The sequence below is a fragment of the Marinobacterium rhizophilum DSM 18822 genome (assembly GCF_000378045.1).
Classification (GTDB): Bacteria; Pseudomonadota; Gammaproteobacteria; order Pseudomonadales; family Balneatricaceae; genus Marinobacterium_A; species Marinobacterium_A rhizophilum.
In genome coordinates this window covers 41,687-59,391 of record NZ_KB899117.1, presented here as the reverse complement: position 1 = coordinate 59,391, position 17,705 = coordinate 41,687, and the positions used below count along the sequence as shown (strand labels likewise).

The 17,705-nt window shown below is 59.1% G+C and carries 14 protein-coding genes; 4 read left to right on the top strand and 10 right to left on the bottom strand.

The window, feature by feature from the left end; translation table 11 throughout:
• Positions 1-117: 117 nt before the first annotated feature.
• The 6 genes from F451_RS0122350 to metG all read right to left on the bottom strand — a co-directional run bounded on the left by F451_RS0122350 (position 118) and on the right by metG (position 7,871).
• Positions 118-879 (bottom strand): amino acid ABC transporter ATP-binding protein, encoded by a 762-nt coding sequence (locus F451_RS0122350; protein ID WP_020683650.1) that lies wholly within the window; start codon positions 877-879, stop codon positions 118-120.
• A 21-nt stretch (positions 880-900) separates the two neighbouring features.
• Positions 901-2,001 carry an amino acid ABC transporter permease gene (locus tag F451_RS0122345; RefSeq protein ID WP_020683649.1) on the bottom strand — a complete coding sequence of 367 codons (1,101 nt, stop codon included), beginning with the start codon at positions 1,999-2,001 and terminating at the stop codon, positions 901-903.
• Between the two features lie 24 nt (positions 2,002-2,025).
• The gene (locus F451_RS0122340; RefSeq protein ID WP_020683648.1) at positions 2,026-3,234 is read right to left on the bottom strand and encodes an amino acid ABC transporter permease; all 1,209 of its coding nucleotides are present in this window, start codon (positions 3,232-3,234) and stop codon (positions 2,026-2,028) included.
• Positions 3,235-3,376: 142 nt separating this feature from the next.
• On the bottom strand, positions 3,377-4,390 hold the full coding sequence (locus F451_RS0122335) for an amino acid ABC transporter substrate-binding protein (RefSeq protein ID WP_205624057.1): 1,014 nt from the start codon (positions 4,388-4,390) through the stop codon (positions 3,377-3,379).
• Between the two features lie 483 nt (positions 4,391-4,873).
• Positions 4,874-5,398, bottom strand: a complete 525-nt coding sequence (locus F451_RS0122330; protein WP_020683646.1) for a rhodanese-like domain-containing protein — start codon at positions 5,396-5,398, stop codon at positions 4,874-4,876.
• Between the two features lie 430 nt (positions 5,399-5,828).
• The gene (metG, locus tag F451_RS0122325) at positions 5,829-7,871 is read right to left on the bottom strand and encodes a methionine--tRNA ligase (protein ID WP_020683645.1); all 2,043 of its coding nucleotides are present in this window, start codon (positions 7,869-7,871) and stop codon (positions 5,829-5,831) included.
• 145 nt (positions 7,872-8,016) lie between these two features.
• Between metG and F451_RS0122320 the strand changes: the two genes are divergently transcribed.
• The gene (locus F451_RS0122320) at positions 8,017-9,264 is read left to right on the top strand and encodes an HDOD domain-containing protein (RefSeq protein WP_020683644.1); all 1,248 of its coding nucleotides are present in this window, start codon (positions 8,017-8,019) and stop codon (positions 9,262-9,264) included.
• A 144-nt stretch (positions 9,265-9,408) separates the two neighbouring features.
• Entirely contained in the window at positions 9,409-10,497 is a 1,089-nt protein-coding gene (gene trmA / locus F451_RS0122315; protein WP_020683643.1) for a tRNA (uridine(54)-C5)-methyltransferase TrmA, read from the top strand.
• A gap of 34 nt (positions 10,498-10,531) precedes the next feature.
• Here trmA and F451_RS0122310 read toward each other — a convergent pair whose 3' ends face one another.
• The 4 genes from F451_RS0122310 to F451_RS0122295 form a co-directional block, all read right to left on the bottom strand.
• A complete protein-coding gene (locus F451_RS0122310) occupies positions 10,532-11,260 on the bottom strand; it encodes a sulfite exporter TauE/SafE family protein (RefSeq protein WP_020683642.1) in 729 nt (242 codons plus the stop codon).
• 138 nt (positions 11,261-11,398) lie between these two features.
• On the bottom strand, positions 11,399-12,148 hold the full coding sequence (locus F451_RS0122305) for a DUF3726 domain-containing protein (protein WP_020683641.1): 750 nt from the start codon (positions 12,146-12,148) through the stop codon (positions 11,399-11,401).
• Positions 12,148-13,878 carry a hypothetical protein gene (locus F451_RS0122300; RefSeq protein WP_020683640.1) on the bottom strand — a complete coding sequence of 577 codons (1,731 nt, stop codon included), beginning with the start codon at positions 13,876-13,878 and terminating at the stop codon, positions 12,148-12,150. Before F451_RS0122300 ends, F451_RS0122305 begins: the two co-directional genes overlap by 1 nt.
• Positions 13,879-14,127: 249 nt before the next feature.
• Positions 14,128-15,039 carry a LysR substrate-binding domain-containing protein gene (locus tag F451_RS0122295; RefSeq protein WP_020683639.1) on the bottom strand — a complete coding sequence of 304 codons (912 nt, stop codon included), beginning with the start codon at positions 15,037-15,039 and terminating at the stop codon, positions 14,128-14,130.
• 90 nt (positions 15,040-15,129) lie between these two features.
• On the opposite strand from F451_RS0122295, the gene F451_RS0122290 reads away from it, so the two are divergent.
• Both F451_RS0122290 and F451_RS0122285 read left to right on the top strand, forming a co-directional pair.
• The gene (locus F451_RS0122290; RefSeq protein WP_020683638.1) at positions 15,130-16,572 is read left to right on the top strand and encodes an aldehyde dehydrogenase family protein; all 1,443 of its coding nucleotides are present in this window, start codon (positions 15,130-15,132) and stop codon (positions 16,570-16,572) included.
• Between the two features lie 90 nt (positions 16,573-16,662).
• Positions 16,663-17,652 carry a dipeptidase gene (locus tag F451_RS0122285; protein ID WP_020683637.1) on the top strand — a complete coding sequence of 330 codons (990 nt, stop codon included), beginning with the start codon at positions 16,663-16,665 and terminating at the stop codon, positions 17,650-17,652.
• Positions 17,653-17,705: the final 53 nt, after the last annotated feature.

Sequence of the window (17,705 nt, the reverse complement as noted above, 5' to 3'; positions counted from 1 at the left end):
GGCCGATTCTTATCGCTTAATGCTGCAGGATCTGGCTCGGGAGCAACTGGGTCCTTTCGTCTTGTCGAAGGTTATCGAACACTCCCGCTACCTTATTTATGAGCCGATTCTTATCGCTTAATGCTGCAGGATCTGGCTCAGGAACAGCTGGGTCCTTTCATGCTGCGGGTGATCGAAGAACTCATGGGGGTTGTTCTCTTCGATAATCTGCCCGGCATCCATGAAGATGACCCGGTTGGCCACGGTTTTGGCAAAGCCCATTTCGTGAGTCACGCACAGCATGGTCATGCCTTCCTGGGCGAGCTCGATCATGACGTCCAGTACCTCCTTGATCATCTCCGGGTCGAGCGCCGAGGTGGGCTCATCGAACAGCATGACATCGGGGTTCATGCACAGACTGCGTGCAATGGCCACACGCTGTTGCTGGCCGCCGGAGAGCTGGCCCGGATACTTCTTGGCCTGCTCGGGGATGCGGACGCGTTCCAGGTATTTCATGGCGTTCGCTTCTGCGTCCTTGCGAGACTCCTTGTTGACCCAGATGGGCGCCAGTACGCAGTTCTCCAGTACCGTCAGGTGGGGAAACAGGTTGAAGTGCTGGAATACCATGCCGACGTTGCGGCGGATATTCTCGATCTTTTTCAGGTCCTCTGTCAGATGAATGCCGTTGACGATGATCTCGCCCTGCTGGTGCTCCTCAAGCCGGTTGATGCAGCGAATCATGGTCGACTTGCCGGAGCCGGAAGGGCCGCAAATAACAATGCGCTCGCCTTTCTGGACCTGCAGGTTAATGTTTTTCAGAACGTGAAAATCGCCGTACCACTTGTTCAGGTTGCGCAGCTCGACGGCCAGGTTTGCCTGCTTGATCTGTGGCTCAGTCATGGTAAATAGTCTCCAAACACATTAGTTACGGCCGCCATGACCGGTATGCAGCAGCCGTTCGAGGTGCTGGCTGTAACGGGACATGCCAAAGCAGAAGATCCAGAACATCAGGGCAATAAAGATATAGCCTTCGGTGGCATAGCCGATCCAGTCGGGGTCGTTGCTTGCCGCCTGAACAATCGCCAGCAGGTCAAACAGACCGATAATCACCACCAGGCTGGTGTCCTTGAACAGGGCGATAAAGGTGTTGACGATGCCGGGAATCATCATCTTCAGCGCCTGGGGCAGAATGATCATAATCATTTTCTTCCAGTAGCTCAGGCCCAGAGCATCGGCGGCCTCGTACTGGCCCTTGGGGATCGCCTGCAGCCCGCCGCGCACGACTTCCGCCATATAGGCCGACTGGAACAGGATAATGCCGATCATGGCCCGCAGCAGTTTGTCGAACGAGATGTCTTCGGGAAAGAACAGCGGCAGCATGACCGAGGCCATGAAGAGTACCGTAATGAGCGGTACGCCGCGCCAGATCTCGATATAGACCACCGACAGTGAACGCACGATTGGCATCTCCGAACGTCGGCCCAGTGCCAGCAGAATGCCGAATGGCAAGGCGGCAACAATACCAATGACGGCCAGTATGAGGTTCAGACTGAAGCCGCCCCACAGGTGGGTATCCACCGCGGGCATGTCGAAGGCGCCGCCTGTGAGCAAGTAGAAGGTGACGATCGGGTAGATCACCAGGGTGAGAAAGGATGCCCAGCCCTTGAACGGCATGTTGGGTAGCATCAGCCAGGCAGTCAGGATTGCCAGCATGATAAAGGACAGATTCAGGCGCCAGTATTCCCCCGATGGATAGAAACCATAGAGGAACTGATCCAGGCGCGTTGAAATGAACACCCAGCAGGCGCCGCCGCTGGTACAGGCTTCGCGGCTCTCGCCGACCCAGTCGGCGTCGATGAGCATCCATTGCACGACCGGTATCAGCCAGTAAACGGCCAGGAATCCGATGACCAGCGTGGCCACCGAGTTGAGCGGGCCGTTGAACAGATGGCGCCGCATCCAGCCCAGTACGCCAACGGTATTGGGCGGTGGGGGCAGCGCAGCTTCGATAGCATATTTCATAAAGGGAAGCTCTCCGGCAATTGGCTAGCGTTCAACCAGCGCCATGCGCTTGTTGTACCAGTTCATGAACAGCGAGGTGAGCAGACTCAGCGTCAGGTAGACCGCCATGGTCATGGAAATAACCTCAATGGCCTGACCGGTCTGGTTCAGCGTCGTGCCGGCGAATACGGATACCAGATCGGGGTAGCCGATGGCGGTGGCCAGGGACGAGTTCTTGGTCAGGTTCAGGTACTGGCTGGTGAGTGGTGGGATAATGACCCGCATGGCCTGGGGGATCACGATCAGGCGCAGGGTGCGTGTCTTGGGCAGACCCAGCGCCGAGGCTGCTTCGAGCTGCCCCTTGGGAACCGCCAGGATGCCGCCACGTACCGTTTCGGCGATAAAGGTCGAGGTGTAGATGGTCAGCGCCAGCCAGAGTGCAACCAGCTCGGGCATCAGCGTCATGCCACCGGTGAAGTTGAAGCCCCGCAATTGCGGCGCGTCCAGTGACAAGGGTGCGCCCATGATAACGAAGGTCAGCAGCGGCAGCCCCAGAATCAGGCCGGTGCTGGCCCAGCCGCTGGGAAAGATCTGCCCGGTCGCATCCTGGCGCCGGTGCGCCCAGCGCACCAGTATCAAGCTCAGCACGATGGCGACAACAAAGGCCCAGAACACCATGCCCAGACCCTCTTCCGCCACCGGGCGTGGTACGGACAAGCCGCGTACGTTCAGAAAGCTGCCAAGGAACTCGATGCTCTGGCGAGGGGAGGGTAGTGAGCGCAGTACCGCGAAGTACCAGAAAAACATCTGTAGCAGCAGCGGTATGTTGCGAAAGATTTCGATATAGATGGTCGATAGCTTGGCGATCATCCAGTTGTCGGAGAGGCGCGCAACCCCCATCACGAATCCCAGCAGGGTTGCCGCGATAATACCCAGTACTGATACCAGAATGGTGTTGAGCAAGCCAACGATGAAGGTACGGCCGTAGCTGTCGGCGGCGGTGTAATCGATCAGGGAAAGGGGAATGCTGAAGCCGGCTTCATCAGTCAGAAAGCCAAAGCCGGTGGTGATGCCGCGGGTTTCAAGGTTGTTCAGGGTGTTGCTGACGATGGAAAAGAGGAAAAAGCCAATAATGCCGATCAGTAAGGCCTGGAAGATCAGCGCGCGCTTGGCGGGGTCGTTCCAGAAGCGGGTTTCGCTGCTGGGGGCGCGCGAGCTGCCCGGCTTGTCGGCCTTGGGTGTGTCTTCGGACATAGTGTCCTCCGTGGGAGCCCCGCTGGCATTACGCTGTATCACGACACCAACGGGCTCTGGGACCGATATTTGTTAACGACTGGCGCCCTTGAGCGCCAGTGACCTTGCGTGCCTGGCCCGCAGGCACGGCTCGTCTGCGGGTTTAACGCATCGGTGGTGCGTACTGGAAGCCTCCCTGGTTCCAGAGGGCGTTGATGCCACGGTCTATTTTCAGCGCCGAGTCCTTGCCGACGTTGCGGTCAAAGGATTCAGCGTAATTGCCCACCTGCTTGATGATCTGGTAAGACCAGTCATCGGCGATATCCAGGCCCTTGCCCTTGGGGCCATCAACACCCAGCAGACGCTTGATGTTGGGGTTTTCGCTGGATTTCATTTCGTCGGCGTTGGCTGAAGTGACACCCAGCTCCTCGGCGTTGAGCATGGCAAAGAGTGACCATTTGACGATGTTGAACCACTGATCGTCACCCTGGCGCACGACAGGACCCAGGGGCTCCTTGGAGATGACTTCAGGCAGCGCAACCACGGCATCAGGATCACTCATGCGGGTGCGCAGACCATAGGCCTGGGACAGGTCGGTGGTGAAGGAGTCGCAACGGCCGGTATCGAAGCTGCTGGCCGCCTGTTCATTGGTATCGAACACCACCGGCGTAAAGGTGATGCCGTTGGCGCGGAAGTAATCGGACAGGTTGAGTTCGGTGGTGGTCCCGGACTGCACACAGACGGTGGCGCCATCCAGCTCCTTGACGCTGGTCAGGCCCAGGTCCTTTTTAACCAGGAAGCCCTGGCCGTCGTAGTAGGTCACGCCGGTGAAGTTCAGGCCCAGCTGGGTATCGCGCGTCTGGGTCCAGGTGGTAACGCGGGAGAGTACGTCGATCTCGCCGGACTGCAGCGCGGTGAAACGCTCCTTGGCGGTGAGGGGGATGTATTTCACCTTGGTGGCATCGCCCAGTGTTGCTGCGGCGACACTGCGACACACATCGACATCGAGCCCTTTCCAGTTGCCCTGTTCATCCGGTACGGAAAAACCCGGCACGCCGCTGGTAACGCCACAATGTAATACGCCGCGTGCCTTGACTGCTTCCAGCGTACCTTCCGCTGCAGCCAGGCCAGAGATGGCGGTTGACATCACAATGGCTGTCGCGAGAGCTTTTTTCATCATGGAATGGTTCTCCTGAGATATGAAATGTAATTTTTATTCTATTCGGTGGACGGGTATGCGCTGGTCGATGTGAGCGCTCTAATTGGAAATAAAAGCAATTGACGTGCCACAACTTCAACTTGCTGTCTCGACAGGATTCTGAGCCCTTTCAGACGCCACTGTAACGAGACGCACAGATGAAACAACCTAACGATAGACCATCTTTTTTTGCCTGTACAATGACTTACGGCAAAGACCCAAGTGCCCCGTGCAGTGTCTCCTGATTAGAATATCCATGCGAAATATGGTGATACTGGCGTGCCAGTCACCACGGCTGTTTCAGCAAAGTACCGCGCTATTCTGCTGTCGTGGTGACGGTCGAGCCGCGGTCCCGGGCTAAGGGCGGTTCATGTGAAGGACGACAGGCGCATCACGCATGCGGCACCGGTTGCGCCGCGTTGCGGCGATGCGCGGCTGTGATCGGGCATAGCCTGTGCGGGCCTATCGGTTCCAGGGCATACGGGCCATCAGCAGGCCGAGCGCGCACCGGTTTGTTGCACCGGCAAAGATTAGCCCGGCGCCGACGAATGCGGACAGGGCATAGCCCACCGGCGTCACCGCAGTGCCCAGCAGAACCCCCAGCAGTATCAGGCTGCCGGCGGCGATGCGTACCTGTCGCTCCAGGCTGATGCCGCTTGCCGGTTGCTGCTGGGCAGTGTGCTGTTGCAATGCGTTCAGGCCGCCTTCGATGATGACCAGCGGATTAGGGCACTGCTTGCTTAACTGCTCGGCAGCGGCCTGCGCGCGTGCACCGCTTTGGCATAGTAAATAGAGTGTTTGGGACGGTGCCAGCTGTGCTATACGGTCAGCTTCCTTTTGCAGGTCGTGCAGCGGAATGTGCAGGCTGCCGGGGATATTCTGCTGGCGATATTCGTTGCCGCTGCGAACATCAAGCACTGTGCAGGCCTCGGTATGGCATCGTTGAGCAAAATCCTGGGCAGAAAGAGTGGTAATCGAGGCGGTCATGGGCGTGGCTCCGGTGGCGTAAAAAAACCATTATATTAGTTTTTGCTAATAAAGAAAGTTCTGTATTTATATCCGTTAAGGAGCCGGCCGGTGGCTGCAGTGTGCGTGCAGCCGAATCATGTGATGAAAATGTGTCGAACAGGTGACCGCTCACGGGTGGGGCCCGGCAGTAGAGAAGGCGCGGATGAACTGCCCGTCAACAGAGCGGGTTAGGCCCATGATCAGGTTGCCGGCGCAATTGTAGGCCCTCTGTCGTGTGGCAGACCTGGAGTGATCTTGGGGCTATCGTGGGTTTTCGTTGTGGTCGAAGACTGGATGAATACGGCAGAGGGCAGCAGGCAGGGCTGCGGGGGATGGGAACGTCATTGATGGCATCGAGCCACGCGCTTGCCCTGCAATTCAGCTAATCACAGGGCAAGCGCGATGAGTCTTACTTGATTCGCATGCCGGGCTGGGCGCCTTCGTGGGGTTCCAGAATCCACAGATCCTGGCCACCGGGCCCGGCGGCCAGCACCATGCCTTCGGAGACACCAAACTTCATCTTGCGCGGTGCCAGGTTCGCGACCATGACGGTAAGCTTGCCTTCGAGCTGTTCCGGTGCGTAGGCAGACTTGATGCCGGCGAACACATTGCGGGTTTCCCCGCCCAGATCCAGGGTCAGTCGCAGCAACTTGTCGGCGCCCTCAACATGCTCAGCCCTGGCGATTCTGGCAATGCGCAGGTCAACCTTGGCAAAATCAGGGAACTCGATGGTGTCCGCCACGGGCTCTGCCGCCAGCGGGCTTTGCGCAGCCGGTGCGGCCGGTGTAGCCGGCGCGGGGGCCGGTATCGACTGCTTGGAGTCTTCAACCATTTTGTCGATGGCATCGGGCTCAACGCGCTGCATCAGCGGCTTGAACTTGTTAATGCGGTGGTTCAGCAGTGGGGTCTGGATGTCATCCCAGGCGAAGCCGTCGATGTTCAGGAACGTGGCGGCCTCGTCGGCGACCTGGGGCAGAATCGGTGCCAGGTAGCTGAGGATAACGCGGAACAGGTTGATTCCCAGGGTGCAGCTGTCCTGAACCTCCTGTGCCCGTTCTGGCTGTTTTGCCAGCACCCAGGGTTCGGCGGCATCAATATACTGGTTGGCCTTGTCGGCGATATGCATGATTTCGCGCATGGCACGGGCGTATTCGCGTTGCTCGTAGGCCTGAGCGATGGTTTCGCCCATTTTGACAGCATCATTATAGAGCTCGGGCTGAACCAGGCTGGCGCCAAGCTGGCCGTCGAATTTCTTGGCGATAAAGCCGGCACAGCGTGACGCAATGTTCACCACCTTGTTGACCAGGTCGGCATTCACACGCATGCGGAAATCATCCAGGCTCAGGTCGATATCGTCGATACCGGAACCCAGCTTGGCGGCAAAGTAGTAGCGCAGGTATTCGGGGCGCAAATGCTTGAGGTAGCTTTCGGCCATGATGAAGGTGCCGCGGGACTTGGACATCTTCTGCCCGTTGACGGTCAGAAAACCGTGGCAGAATACGCCGTTGGGCTTGCGAAAGCCCGCGCCTTCGAGCATGGCTGGCCAAAACAGGGTGTGGAAGTAGGCGATGTCCTTGCCGATGAAGTGGTACAGCTCGGCGTCGGAGGACGCGCCCCAGTAGTCGTCAAAGTCGACGTTGTTTTTCTCGCACCAGTTCTTGAAGCTGGCCATGTAGCCAATGGGGGCGTCCAGCCAGACGTAGAAGTACTTGCCGGGCGCATCGGGAATTTCGAAGCCCCAGTACGGCGCATCGCGGGAGATGTCCCACTGCTGCAGGCCCGATTCAAACCACTCGTTGAGTTTGTGAATCATCTGCTCTTGCACGTGCTTGTCGACCCAGGTGCGCAGGAACTGTTCAAAATCGCCGAGCTTGAAGAAGAAGTGTTCAGAGTCCTTCTCGACCGGTTTTGCACCGGAGATGGCCGAATAGGCGTTCTTCAGTTCGACTGGGCTGTAGGTGGCGCCACAGGCTTCGCAGGAGTCACCGTACTGATCGGCCGCACCGCATTTGGGGCACTCGCCCTTGACGAAACGATCCGGCAGGAACATCTGCTTTTCGGGGTCATAGGCCTGGGTGATCGTGCGGCGGGCGATGTGACCGGCGTCGTTGAGGCGCTGGTAGATCAATGCCGCGAAGTCGCGGTTTTCGGGCGAGTGGGTGGAATAGTAGTTGTCAAAACCCACCATGAAGCCCGCGAAGTCGCGCTGATGTTCGGTACTGACCTGGGCGATCAGTTCTTCAGGGCTGATGCCCAGCTGATCGGCCTTGAGCATGATGGGGGTACCATGTGCATCATCCGCACACACATAGGTGCACTGATGGCCGCGCTGCTTCTGGAAGCGCACCCAGATATCGGTCTGGATGTATTCCACCAAATGGCCCAGATGAATGGGGCCGTTGGCATAAGGCAGGGCACTGGTAACGAGGATCTTGCGCGGATTCTGGGTCATAAGTCGGCTAATGGAACCTGGTAGACTGAAACAAAGTTGTCGGATTCTACGCTTTTTGGCGCTGTATATGAACCGATCCGCGGTCGACAAAGCATGTTTTTCCGGCTAAAAAGAGTGCATCACTGTGCACCTATAAGGATGTTGAATGAGCCCGCCAACAGGCCGCGATCAAACCTGCAGAATTCTGTTCTGTGATTCCAAGCTCAGCCATCGCGGGGCGGCTCATGAAGTGGGCAAGCATGCGGGCTGGGATGTACTTTGTCTGGATGACGAGGGTGAGGTCCAGACGCGGATGAAATACTACGACTGCCAGGTGTTGGTCGTCGTGGCTCATCAGCAGCCATACAGGGCGCTGGGGTTGCTGAAAAAGGTGGCTGACGAGCGTCCGGGGATCTTGCGTATACTGATCAGCGGACACCTTACACCGGCCAGTTCCGCGCGGGCGCTGGAAGTGGCCCACCAGACGCTGCCTGACACCGCCAGTGGTGTCGAGATTTGCGCTGCCATCGAATATGCGCTGAAGATTGAAGGTCTGGTTAACAAGTCAGCCATTCGGGATTACATCAGTGGTCTGGGGCGACTGCCCACCTTGCCAACGGTTTATCGTGAGCTGAATGAAGCCTTGAATTCCGACGTGGCCGATGCCAAAAACATTGCCAGTATTATTGAGCAGGATCCGGCCATTGCCGCCAAGATCATGCAGCTGGTCAATTCGGCCCTGTTCGGCCTGCGCCGCCAGATCAGCCGTATCGATGAGGCGGTGACCATTATCGGTGTACGCATGATCCGTGATCTGTTGCTGGCCACGCACCTGTTCAGCCGTTTCCGGCAGCGCGATACCTGGACGGCGTTCTCCTTCTCCAAGCTACATCAGCGTTCCATGCTGGTCGCCCGTCTGGCGCAGCAGCTGGGTGCGGATGCAGGACTGGATCGCAATCAGCAGGGGCAGGCCTTTCTGGCCGGCCTGCTGCACGATTTTGGCATTTCGGTATTGGCCAACAAGGACCCGGAGGCTTATCAGACCCTGATGGGTGAAGCCGTGCGTCTGGGGCAGCCCATGTATGCCATGGAGAAAATGCGCCTGGGGCTCACCCATGCCGAAGCCGCAGCCTATCTGCTGGGAATGTGGAATTTGCCGTTCAGCGTGGTCGAGGCCGTGCTGCTGCACCATTTTCCGGCCGCATCCCCCAGTAGCCGTTTTGAGCCCTTGACTGCGGTGCATCTGGCCGACGCGCTCCTGCCTGCCCTGGTCAACGGCCCCGGTGCCGACCTCTCGTGCAAGTTGTCGGAATCCTATCTGGAGCGCCTGGGGATCGCGAAGAATCTGTCGCGCTGGCAGATGATGGCCAACGAGTACCGGCTCAAGCTCGAACCCGGCCCGGTCTCTCGCTAACGATGGTGGCCGTTTTCTGGCAATGATCGGCCGTCGTCAGGCAGTACGCAGTGGCGCTGCATAGCCATGCTTGAGGCGCTTTGATGGCGGCGGCGGGGCTGATAGAATGCCGCGCTTTCCCGACAGATCCCGGATACTACCCTGATGGCATTACCCAACGTTGACCCGACCCTCTACCAGGCGCTTCTGGCCGAGAAGTGTGACGCCGTGCGCGAGGACTTCTCTTCCTTCGCGCTGCCGCAGGTTGAGGTTTTCCCGTCGCCACCGGAGCATTACCGGATGCGGGCTGAATTTCGGGTCTGGCACGATGGGGATGATCTTTACTATGTGATGTTTGAGCCCGGCAACAAGCGCCAGCCGGTGCGTGTTGATCACTGTCCCATGGTGTCGCGCCGTATCCACGATGTCATGTTCCCGATGCTGGAGGTGATCAAGGCTGATCCCGCCCTGCGTTTTCGCCTGTTCCAGATCGATTTTCTCAGCACTCTGTCCGGTGACCTGCTGGTGACGCTGCTGTATCACCGCCCCATCGAGGACGAGTGGGAAACGGCGGCCCGGGCGCTGGCCGAGCAGTTTGACATCGAAATCATTGGACGTTCGCGCAAGAGTAAAAAAGAGCTGGGGCGTGACCACGTGATTGAGCGGCTGAATATCAATGGTCGCGAGTATCGCTACAAGCAGGTGGAGAACTGCTTTACCCAGCCCAATGCCGAGGTCTGCCGTTCGATGATCGGCTGGGCGCTGGATGTGACCGATGGGGCCGGTGGTGATCTTGTGGAGCTTTACTGCGGCAATGGTAACTTTACACTACCGCTGGCACAGAATTTTGGCCGTGTGGTTGCGACTGAGATTGCCAAGGTGTCGGTACGCGCGGCCGAATTCAATATCGCCGAGAACGGTATCGACAATATTGATGTTGTGCGAATGTCATCGGAGGATTTTTCCCAGGTGCTCAAGGGCGAGCGCGAAGCCCGCCGCACGGCTCATCTTGACCTGGCCAGCTGCAATTTCACCACGGTGCTGGTGGATCCGCCGCGCTCCGGATTGGACGCCGATACCGTGGCGCAGGTCAGCGAGTATCAGCATATCGTCTACATTTCCTGCAATCCCGAGACCCTGAAGGACAATCTCGCGACCCTGACGCAAAGCCATCGCATCGAGCGTTTTGCGATCTTCGATCAGTTCCCCTACACGCACCATCTGGAATGCGGCGTGTACCTCACGCGCCGGTAATTCAGGTTTCCTGCCGCTGGCCACGGGCAGCGCCTCAGAGCAGGCGGATGCCCTGTACCAGCACCATGATCGCACCGAACAGCGAGATCGACAGCAGCAGGGGTTTGGCGCTGCGCTTGTCGATGTGATGGTCGATGCGTCGTGCAACAAACACGCCGGCAATCAGGCCCGGCACCATCTTCAGTGTCAGCAGCAGGGATGCCAGCGGCAGGCTGCCGGTGAATGCCAGCATGGCCAGGGTAATGGGCAGGCCCGCCAGGAAAAATGCCGCCAGCTCGCTGCGTGCCGTCAGCACATTGGACTCCTGGTACACCAGCGCCATGGGGGGGCCGCCCACCGAGGTTGCAGTACCGATCAGACCGGATAAAAATCCGGCAACGGACAGTGAACGCGTCGACATGCTGATGCGGATGCTATTGCGCCAGCTGAGTGCGACCGACAGCAGCAAAGTGCTGCCGAGAATCAGGCTCAGTACTGCCGGGGATACCGATGCCAGCAGCAGCGCCCCCAGCCAGGAGCCCGGCACCCGGGCGATCAGTGCCGGCATCAGGCGACGCCATGAAAGATGCTGCCGGCCGCGCGCCACCATGTAGCCGGACAGCAAGGCACCCAGGATGATGAGCGACACCGGGATATAGAGCGGGTCGATCAGAAACAGCAGGGGCGCAGCGACCAGGCCAAAGCCGATACCCACCACGCCCTGCAATGCAATGCCCGCGGTGACAATGACCAGGGCCAGTAAATCCCAGAGGCTGTAGATCATTGCAGGTCCCTTGCCGGTGATGCGGAGTTGGTGCTGCAGCCGACAAGGCGTGCAGGGAGAGCCGCATTATAGACCCGCCGACTGGCAGACGTGTCAGCCAGTCTGGACTTTCGCATGGGCCACAGGGACGGTGCCAGTCTATCGCCCGCCGGCTCCTCGACGGGACTGTTCGGTATTTTCGACCAGCACCTTTTCGCCCAGCTGGTTGAGGGTCTGCCACAGGACTTCGCTGATCTCGATACCGCTTTCCAGGGTGGCACGTCCAGTGGCAGCAAAGGCATCGGGTTCTACGGTGCGCCAGCTGACCCGATCATCGGGGCTGGACATGAGCTGAGCCGCGATGTTGACCCGGTCGCTGCAGATCAGCGTCATGGTCTGTTTTTCCAGCGTGCGGCTGCCGGTTTTGAGCACCGCTTCGCTATAGCGCGGATAGCGCTCGCCTGCGCCGATGCTGGCGACATGTTCGGTCGCGGGTTGAGTGCCGTTCTGCCAGTAGGCCATCATGCTGATACCGCGACGACCGCAGTCTGCCAGAAGCTTTAGGATGAACTTGCGGTTGTGGCAGTGCTGCACCTTGAGGGTCGCTATACCGGCCTTGAGCGCCTTGGCATGGGCCAGGTCCAGCACCAGTGCCAGGCTGTTGAGGGCGCTGCGGCCATGGCAGTCGACGATGGCGGAACTGGCATCCTCAAACAACAGCTCAACAGCAGCCTTGTCGTCATCGTTGACGTAAGGCAGGGCGCGCTCGAGTTCGCTAAAACCCTGTTCTGAATGCATTTCCAGCCAGCTTACCATCTGGGCGGCGTCTTCATAGGTGCCAACGAAGTAGCCCATGCCCTCGAAGGAGCGCTTCAGGGTCGCGTTCAGTTCGTTCAGTGAAATACGCATCAGCGGGTTTCCTCGGTGTCGATGGCTGGCGTCAGGGGCAGGAACCAGTCATCGTCAAACGGCTGACCGATATCATCCAGCAGGGGTGCACCCTGGAACATGGTGTTGCGCACCCACAGGCGGGAGCGGGGGTCGAACTTGCTGACGCCAAAGAACGCCAGCTTGCAGCGCAGCAGATGCATGGGCAGTACATCCTGATCCAGCAGGTTGGCCTGAATGTCGCCATAGACACAGTGCCGCAGGCTCTGGATGCGCCGCACGATGCCGCGATACTCCGGTTTCTGGAACAGGAAGTAGGCGCAGCTGTGCTCCGGATACTGGGCGGCATAGTCGCACAGGCTGCGGTAACACTGGGCCACCTGCAGGCCAATGCCCAATGGCATCTGCCTGGCTCGGCCGCAATCGAGTTCGCTGCCGCCCAGACGCGGTTCCTGTTTTTCCTGTGACCGGTACCAGAATGTTTCGGTGGCGCGCGGGGCCTCGAAGTCGATGTCCAGCGCCCAGCGGTAGCGCTCTTCAATCAGTGCCCGGAGCTCGGCTACCGACATGCCGGGTGCCAGGTCCTGATGTTCGGTGACGCCGGTGTGGTCCTCCAGTTCGTCCACCAGATCAGGATAGACCTCGAAGAGAATGGAGTTGACCATCTCCTGTCCCTGCAGGCTGCAGTGTTGTTCGGCCCAGGCGATCAGGCTGTTCCAGTCGCGAGGTTCATGTTCGCCCAGGTAGTGTTGCAGGGCCGCCAGATCTGCGACGACCTCTCCATTCTTGCCTGTCTGCCAGTCATCCTCAGTGACGATTTCCCGAGTGTGCTGATGCGCCCGTACCGCCAGTGCCTTGAAGCGGGTCAGGCGCTCGGGACCGGGCACGCCAAAGGTGCGAATACGGGCCAGGGCGAGTTCCCGCATTTCGATCCAGCGGTTGATCAGCAGCGGATGGTTGATCAGATAGGGCGCCATGCCAAGGCCGGTGGAATTGCCGATACCGAAATAGCGTTTGATCTGCGGCTGCATGGCTACTGCCTGTTCGGGTGCTCGGGCTCTGGCGATGTGCTCGGCTTGGGTCAGGCTGAAGTTGCGCAGCATGAAGCAGGTAAACATTTCGGCGGCAAAGGGTCTGGCAAAATCACTGTGCCTGGCCGCCACCTTCTGCCAGTCGGCCATGCCCAGCTTGCCGCTGCCATAGACCGCAGTGGTACGGTACAGATAGCCCACCTGGGTGATGCGTTTTACGTCCGGCTGTTTGCCTTTGGCCAGTTGATCGACCACATAGTCGAAGTTGCGGGCGCTGCGATTGGCCCTGGAGAGTACAAACACGCGGGCATCGACGCGGCCGGCTTCCTGTTTGGGCACGTTCTGGCGCAGCTGCTCAACGTAGGCATCATCGACCTCGCCTTCGCACAGCGCCATGGTCAGATCCCACTGGGTGGCGATGACGCGATCGTTACGATCTTCCGGGGCCAGATAGCTGGAGAAGAGCACAAAACTGTAGAGGCTGGTGGGTGTTTGGATGCGATAAACCACGGTGCCATATCCGTCAGAGTCCAGCTCCAGGCGCACGGCGTCGATACTCCAGCGCTCGCGCATGATGCGTCGCACCAGGGTGCGCATAAAGCTCAGGCGGCTCTGATGCAGGCTGCCAAGGCGCTCGAGATCCATGACCTGGCTGGCGGGTCTGAGGGCGAGTGCGCCGGGGCCCTTGAGTTCGGCCTGGATGACAGCAGGATTGATCATTGTTGTTATCCTCGTACAGCTAAAATATAGGCCCTCGATTGGACGGATGGGCCTGTGTGCCAGGCGGGTGCCCGGCAGGTTCGGTGGCGGTGTTAATACCCGTTCAGGTTATGAGTGAATACTCATCCGTTTCCGATGGCTGTACAAATCAGTTCGTTCAATCATTTGATAAGGTTTTCAAATGTGGATCGGGATAATGTCGAGCCTTACTTATTGTAAGGCCGGGTTGCCAGCGCTCGGGCATGTCTCTTACTGCTGTCTCTCTGGCGGTGCCAGCTTTCCCTCGGTCGTGAGAATGAAATCCACCAGTGCCTGGGCCGGCGGCGTCAGCGAACGATGGGCCTGGCTGAGGATGCCGATCTGGCGCACCACTTCGGGGTCGGCCAGGGGAATGAACTTCAGGTTGGGGTTGTCCTGGGGGAAGGCGAACCAGGGCAGCGTGGTGATGCCCATATCGACGTCGAGCATGGCGATCAGCGAGATCATGTTGGAGATGTAGAACTGGGCACTGTCGATCAGTTCTTCGGCGTCACTGTTGGCCAGCAGGCGGGTGGTACCGTTGCTGATCTGGCGGTGGCCGCGCAGCTGCTTCCAGTTGAGGTGGGTTTCGCCGGCCAGCGGATGGTCGCGGTGACAGACCACACCGACGCGGTCTTCCCACACCGGTATAAAGGTCTTGTCGCTCTGGGCCTCCCACAGGCTGGCGATGCCAAAATCCACCTGCCTGCTTTCCACCATTTCCAGCACGGTATCGGAGCTTGCATCAAAGATGCTCAGGTGCAGGTCCGGCGTGTTGGCCATGAAGCGCTGCAGAATACTGGGCAGCATGCGGCTGGCGACAGACGGCACCACCGCCAGGCGAAGATGCCCGGTTTTGTGCTGCACCAGCAGCGCCATGTCTTCGGCGATACGGTCGTGGTGGGCGATCAGCTCCTTGGCCTGGGGCAGAAAGTGCAGCCCGAAGGGCGTGAGTTCGGTCTTGGCGGTCTTGGCATTGCGCTTTTCGAACAGGCCTTCACCCAGCTTGTTTTCCAGGTCCCGTATCGACAGCGAAATGGCAGGCTGGGTTCGGTGAGCCTTTGCGGCAGCGGCGTGGAAACCTTTCAGCTCGGCGACCCAGACAAAATGACGCAGCTGTGCAATCTTAAGTTCGGCCAGCATAATAAGTTCTCCTTATCAGGCAATATTTACTATTAATTTTTATTATTAAGTGGCCCATTCTAGTATGCAAGCAACGAATAGGAGGTGCTTATGTCTGACGCAATTTATCGTAACTACATCGACGGCAACTGGGTTGAAGGACACTCAACCGTTGCCAATATCAGCCCGTCCGATATCAGCGATCTGGTCGGACACTATGCGCAGGCCGATGCCGCTCAGACCGAGCAGGCGATTGAAGCCGCCGTTCGTGGCCAGGAAGCCTGGGCGCAGAGCGGTCTGGAACAGCGCTATTCGGTGCTGATGTCGATCGGCGACGAGCTGATTGCGCGCAAGGACGAGCTGGGCCGCCTGCTGTGCCGTGAAGAAGGCAAGACGCTGGCCGAAGGCGTGGGTGAGGTCTACCGCTCCGGTCAGTTCTTCCACTATTACGCGGCCGAAGTGCTGCGTCAGATGGGTGAAACCGCCGACTCGGTCCGCCCTGGCGTGGAAATAGAAACCCGTCGCGAGCCGGTGGGTGTGGTGGGCATCATTACGCCCTGGAACTTCCCGGTGGCCACTGGCGCCTGGAAAATTGCGCCAGCGCTGGCCTTTGGTAACGCGGTTGTCTTCAAACCGGCCAACCAGGTGCCGGCCAGTGCCTGGGCACTGACCGAGATCATCTCGCGTCAGGGGCTGCCCGCGGGCACCTTTAACCTGGTTATGGGGCCGGGTGCGGCGGTCGGCGATACGCTGATCCACTCCAAGCGCATCAATGCACTGACGTTCACCGGGTCGCTGGAAACCGGTCGCAAGGTGGCCGCCGCCACCGCGGTGAACCTGGTCAAGTGCCAGCTGGAAATGGGCTCCAAGAATGCGCTGGTGGTGCTGGATGATGCCGATCTTGAGCAGGCGGTGGAATGTGCGGTCAGCGGTGCCTTCTTCGGCACCGGGCAGAAGTGCACAGCGTCGTCGCGCCTGATCGTCACCGAGGGCATTCATGACCGCTTTGTCGACGCCGTGATCGAGCGCCTGAAAAAGATTCGCGTCGGCAACCCGCTGGAGGACGGCATGCATATCGGTGCCGTGGCTGATGCCCGTCAGCTGGAACAGAACCTGCGTTACGTTGAACTGGCCAAACAGGAAGGTGCCCGCCTGGTGTTTGGTGGCGAGCGTATCCAGGCGTCCACCGATGGCTATTACATGCAGCCGGCGCTGTTCGTCGACAGCACCAATGCAATGACCGTCAACCGTGAAGAGGCCTTTGCGCCGCTGGCCTGCGTGATCAAGGTGAAGGATTTCGAGGAAGCCCTGGCGACTCTTAATGATACTGATTTTGGTCTCACTGCTGGCATCATGACCCAGTCGCTGAAGTACGCCAGCGAATTCAAACGCCGCGCCAAGACCGGCTGTGTGATGGTCAACCTGCCGACTGCCGGCACCGATTACCACGTGCCTTTCGGCGGTCGCAAGAACTCCAGCTTCGGTCCGCGGGAGCAGGGCAGCTACGCCCGTGAGTTCTACACCGTGGTCAAAACCACCTACATTCGCGCCTGATCGCGCAGTGAGCCGGGCGCCGCTGTGTCCCACAGCTCGGCGCCTGGCGTTCGCTCGCCCTTAATTACCTGTCTCTACGGGGGCCAACCGATGCATAACGAACTGATAGTGATCGACGGTCTGCAGTACTCGCACTGGGATCGCGGCATTTTTGAACAGCTGCAAGAAGGCGGTGTGACCGCGGTGCATGTCACCGTTGTGTACCACGAAAACGCCCGCGAAACCCTGACCCGCCTGGGTGAGTGGAATCGGCGTTTCGAGCAGCACGGCGACCTGATCATGCCGGTGCGCCATGCCGGCGATATCCGTCGTGCCAAGGAACTGGGCAAGGTCGGGATTATATTTGGTGCCCAGAACTGTTCGCCGATCGAGGATGAAATAGCCCTGATCGAAGTGTTTCGCGAACTGAATCTCATGATCATGCAGCTGACCTACAACAACCAGAGCCTGCTGGCGACCGGCTGCTATGAGTCGGACGACAGTGGCCTGACCCGCTTCGGCAGGCAGGTGGTCGGCGAGATGAACCGCGTCGGCATGATTGTGGACATGTCCCACAGCGCCGAGCGCAGCACCCTCGAGGCCATCGAGTACTCGCAGCGCCCGATCGTGATCTCCCACGCCAATCCGGATTTCTTCCACGCCGCCAAGCGCAACAAGTCCGACAAGGTACTGCAGGCACTGGGCGAATCCGGTGGTCTGCTGGGTTTCAGCCTGTACCCGTTCCACCTCAGGAACGGCTCGGACTGCACGCTGGACGATTTCTGCGACATGGTCGCACGCACCGCCGACATCATGGGTGTCGAGCAGATCGGCATTGGCACCGATCTGTGTCAGGACCAGCCGTTGTCGGTGCTGGAATGGATGCGTAACGGGCGCTGGTCCAAGGTCATGGACTATGGCGAAGGCTCCGCCGCCAATTCGCAGTGGCCCAAGCCACTGTCCTGGTTCCGCGATAGCCGCGACTTCCCCAACATTACCGCCGGCCTGCTCAGGCGCGGTTTCGGCGCCGAGGATGTGGCGCGGATCATGGGGCTCAACTGGCTCAATTTTCTGGATCAGGGGTTGCAGCCGCGCGGCTGAAACCGACTGAAAAAGTGACCCTTTCCCGTAACGGGAATCTCTCAGGAGGCTAG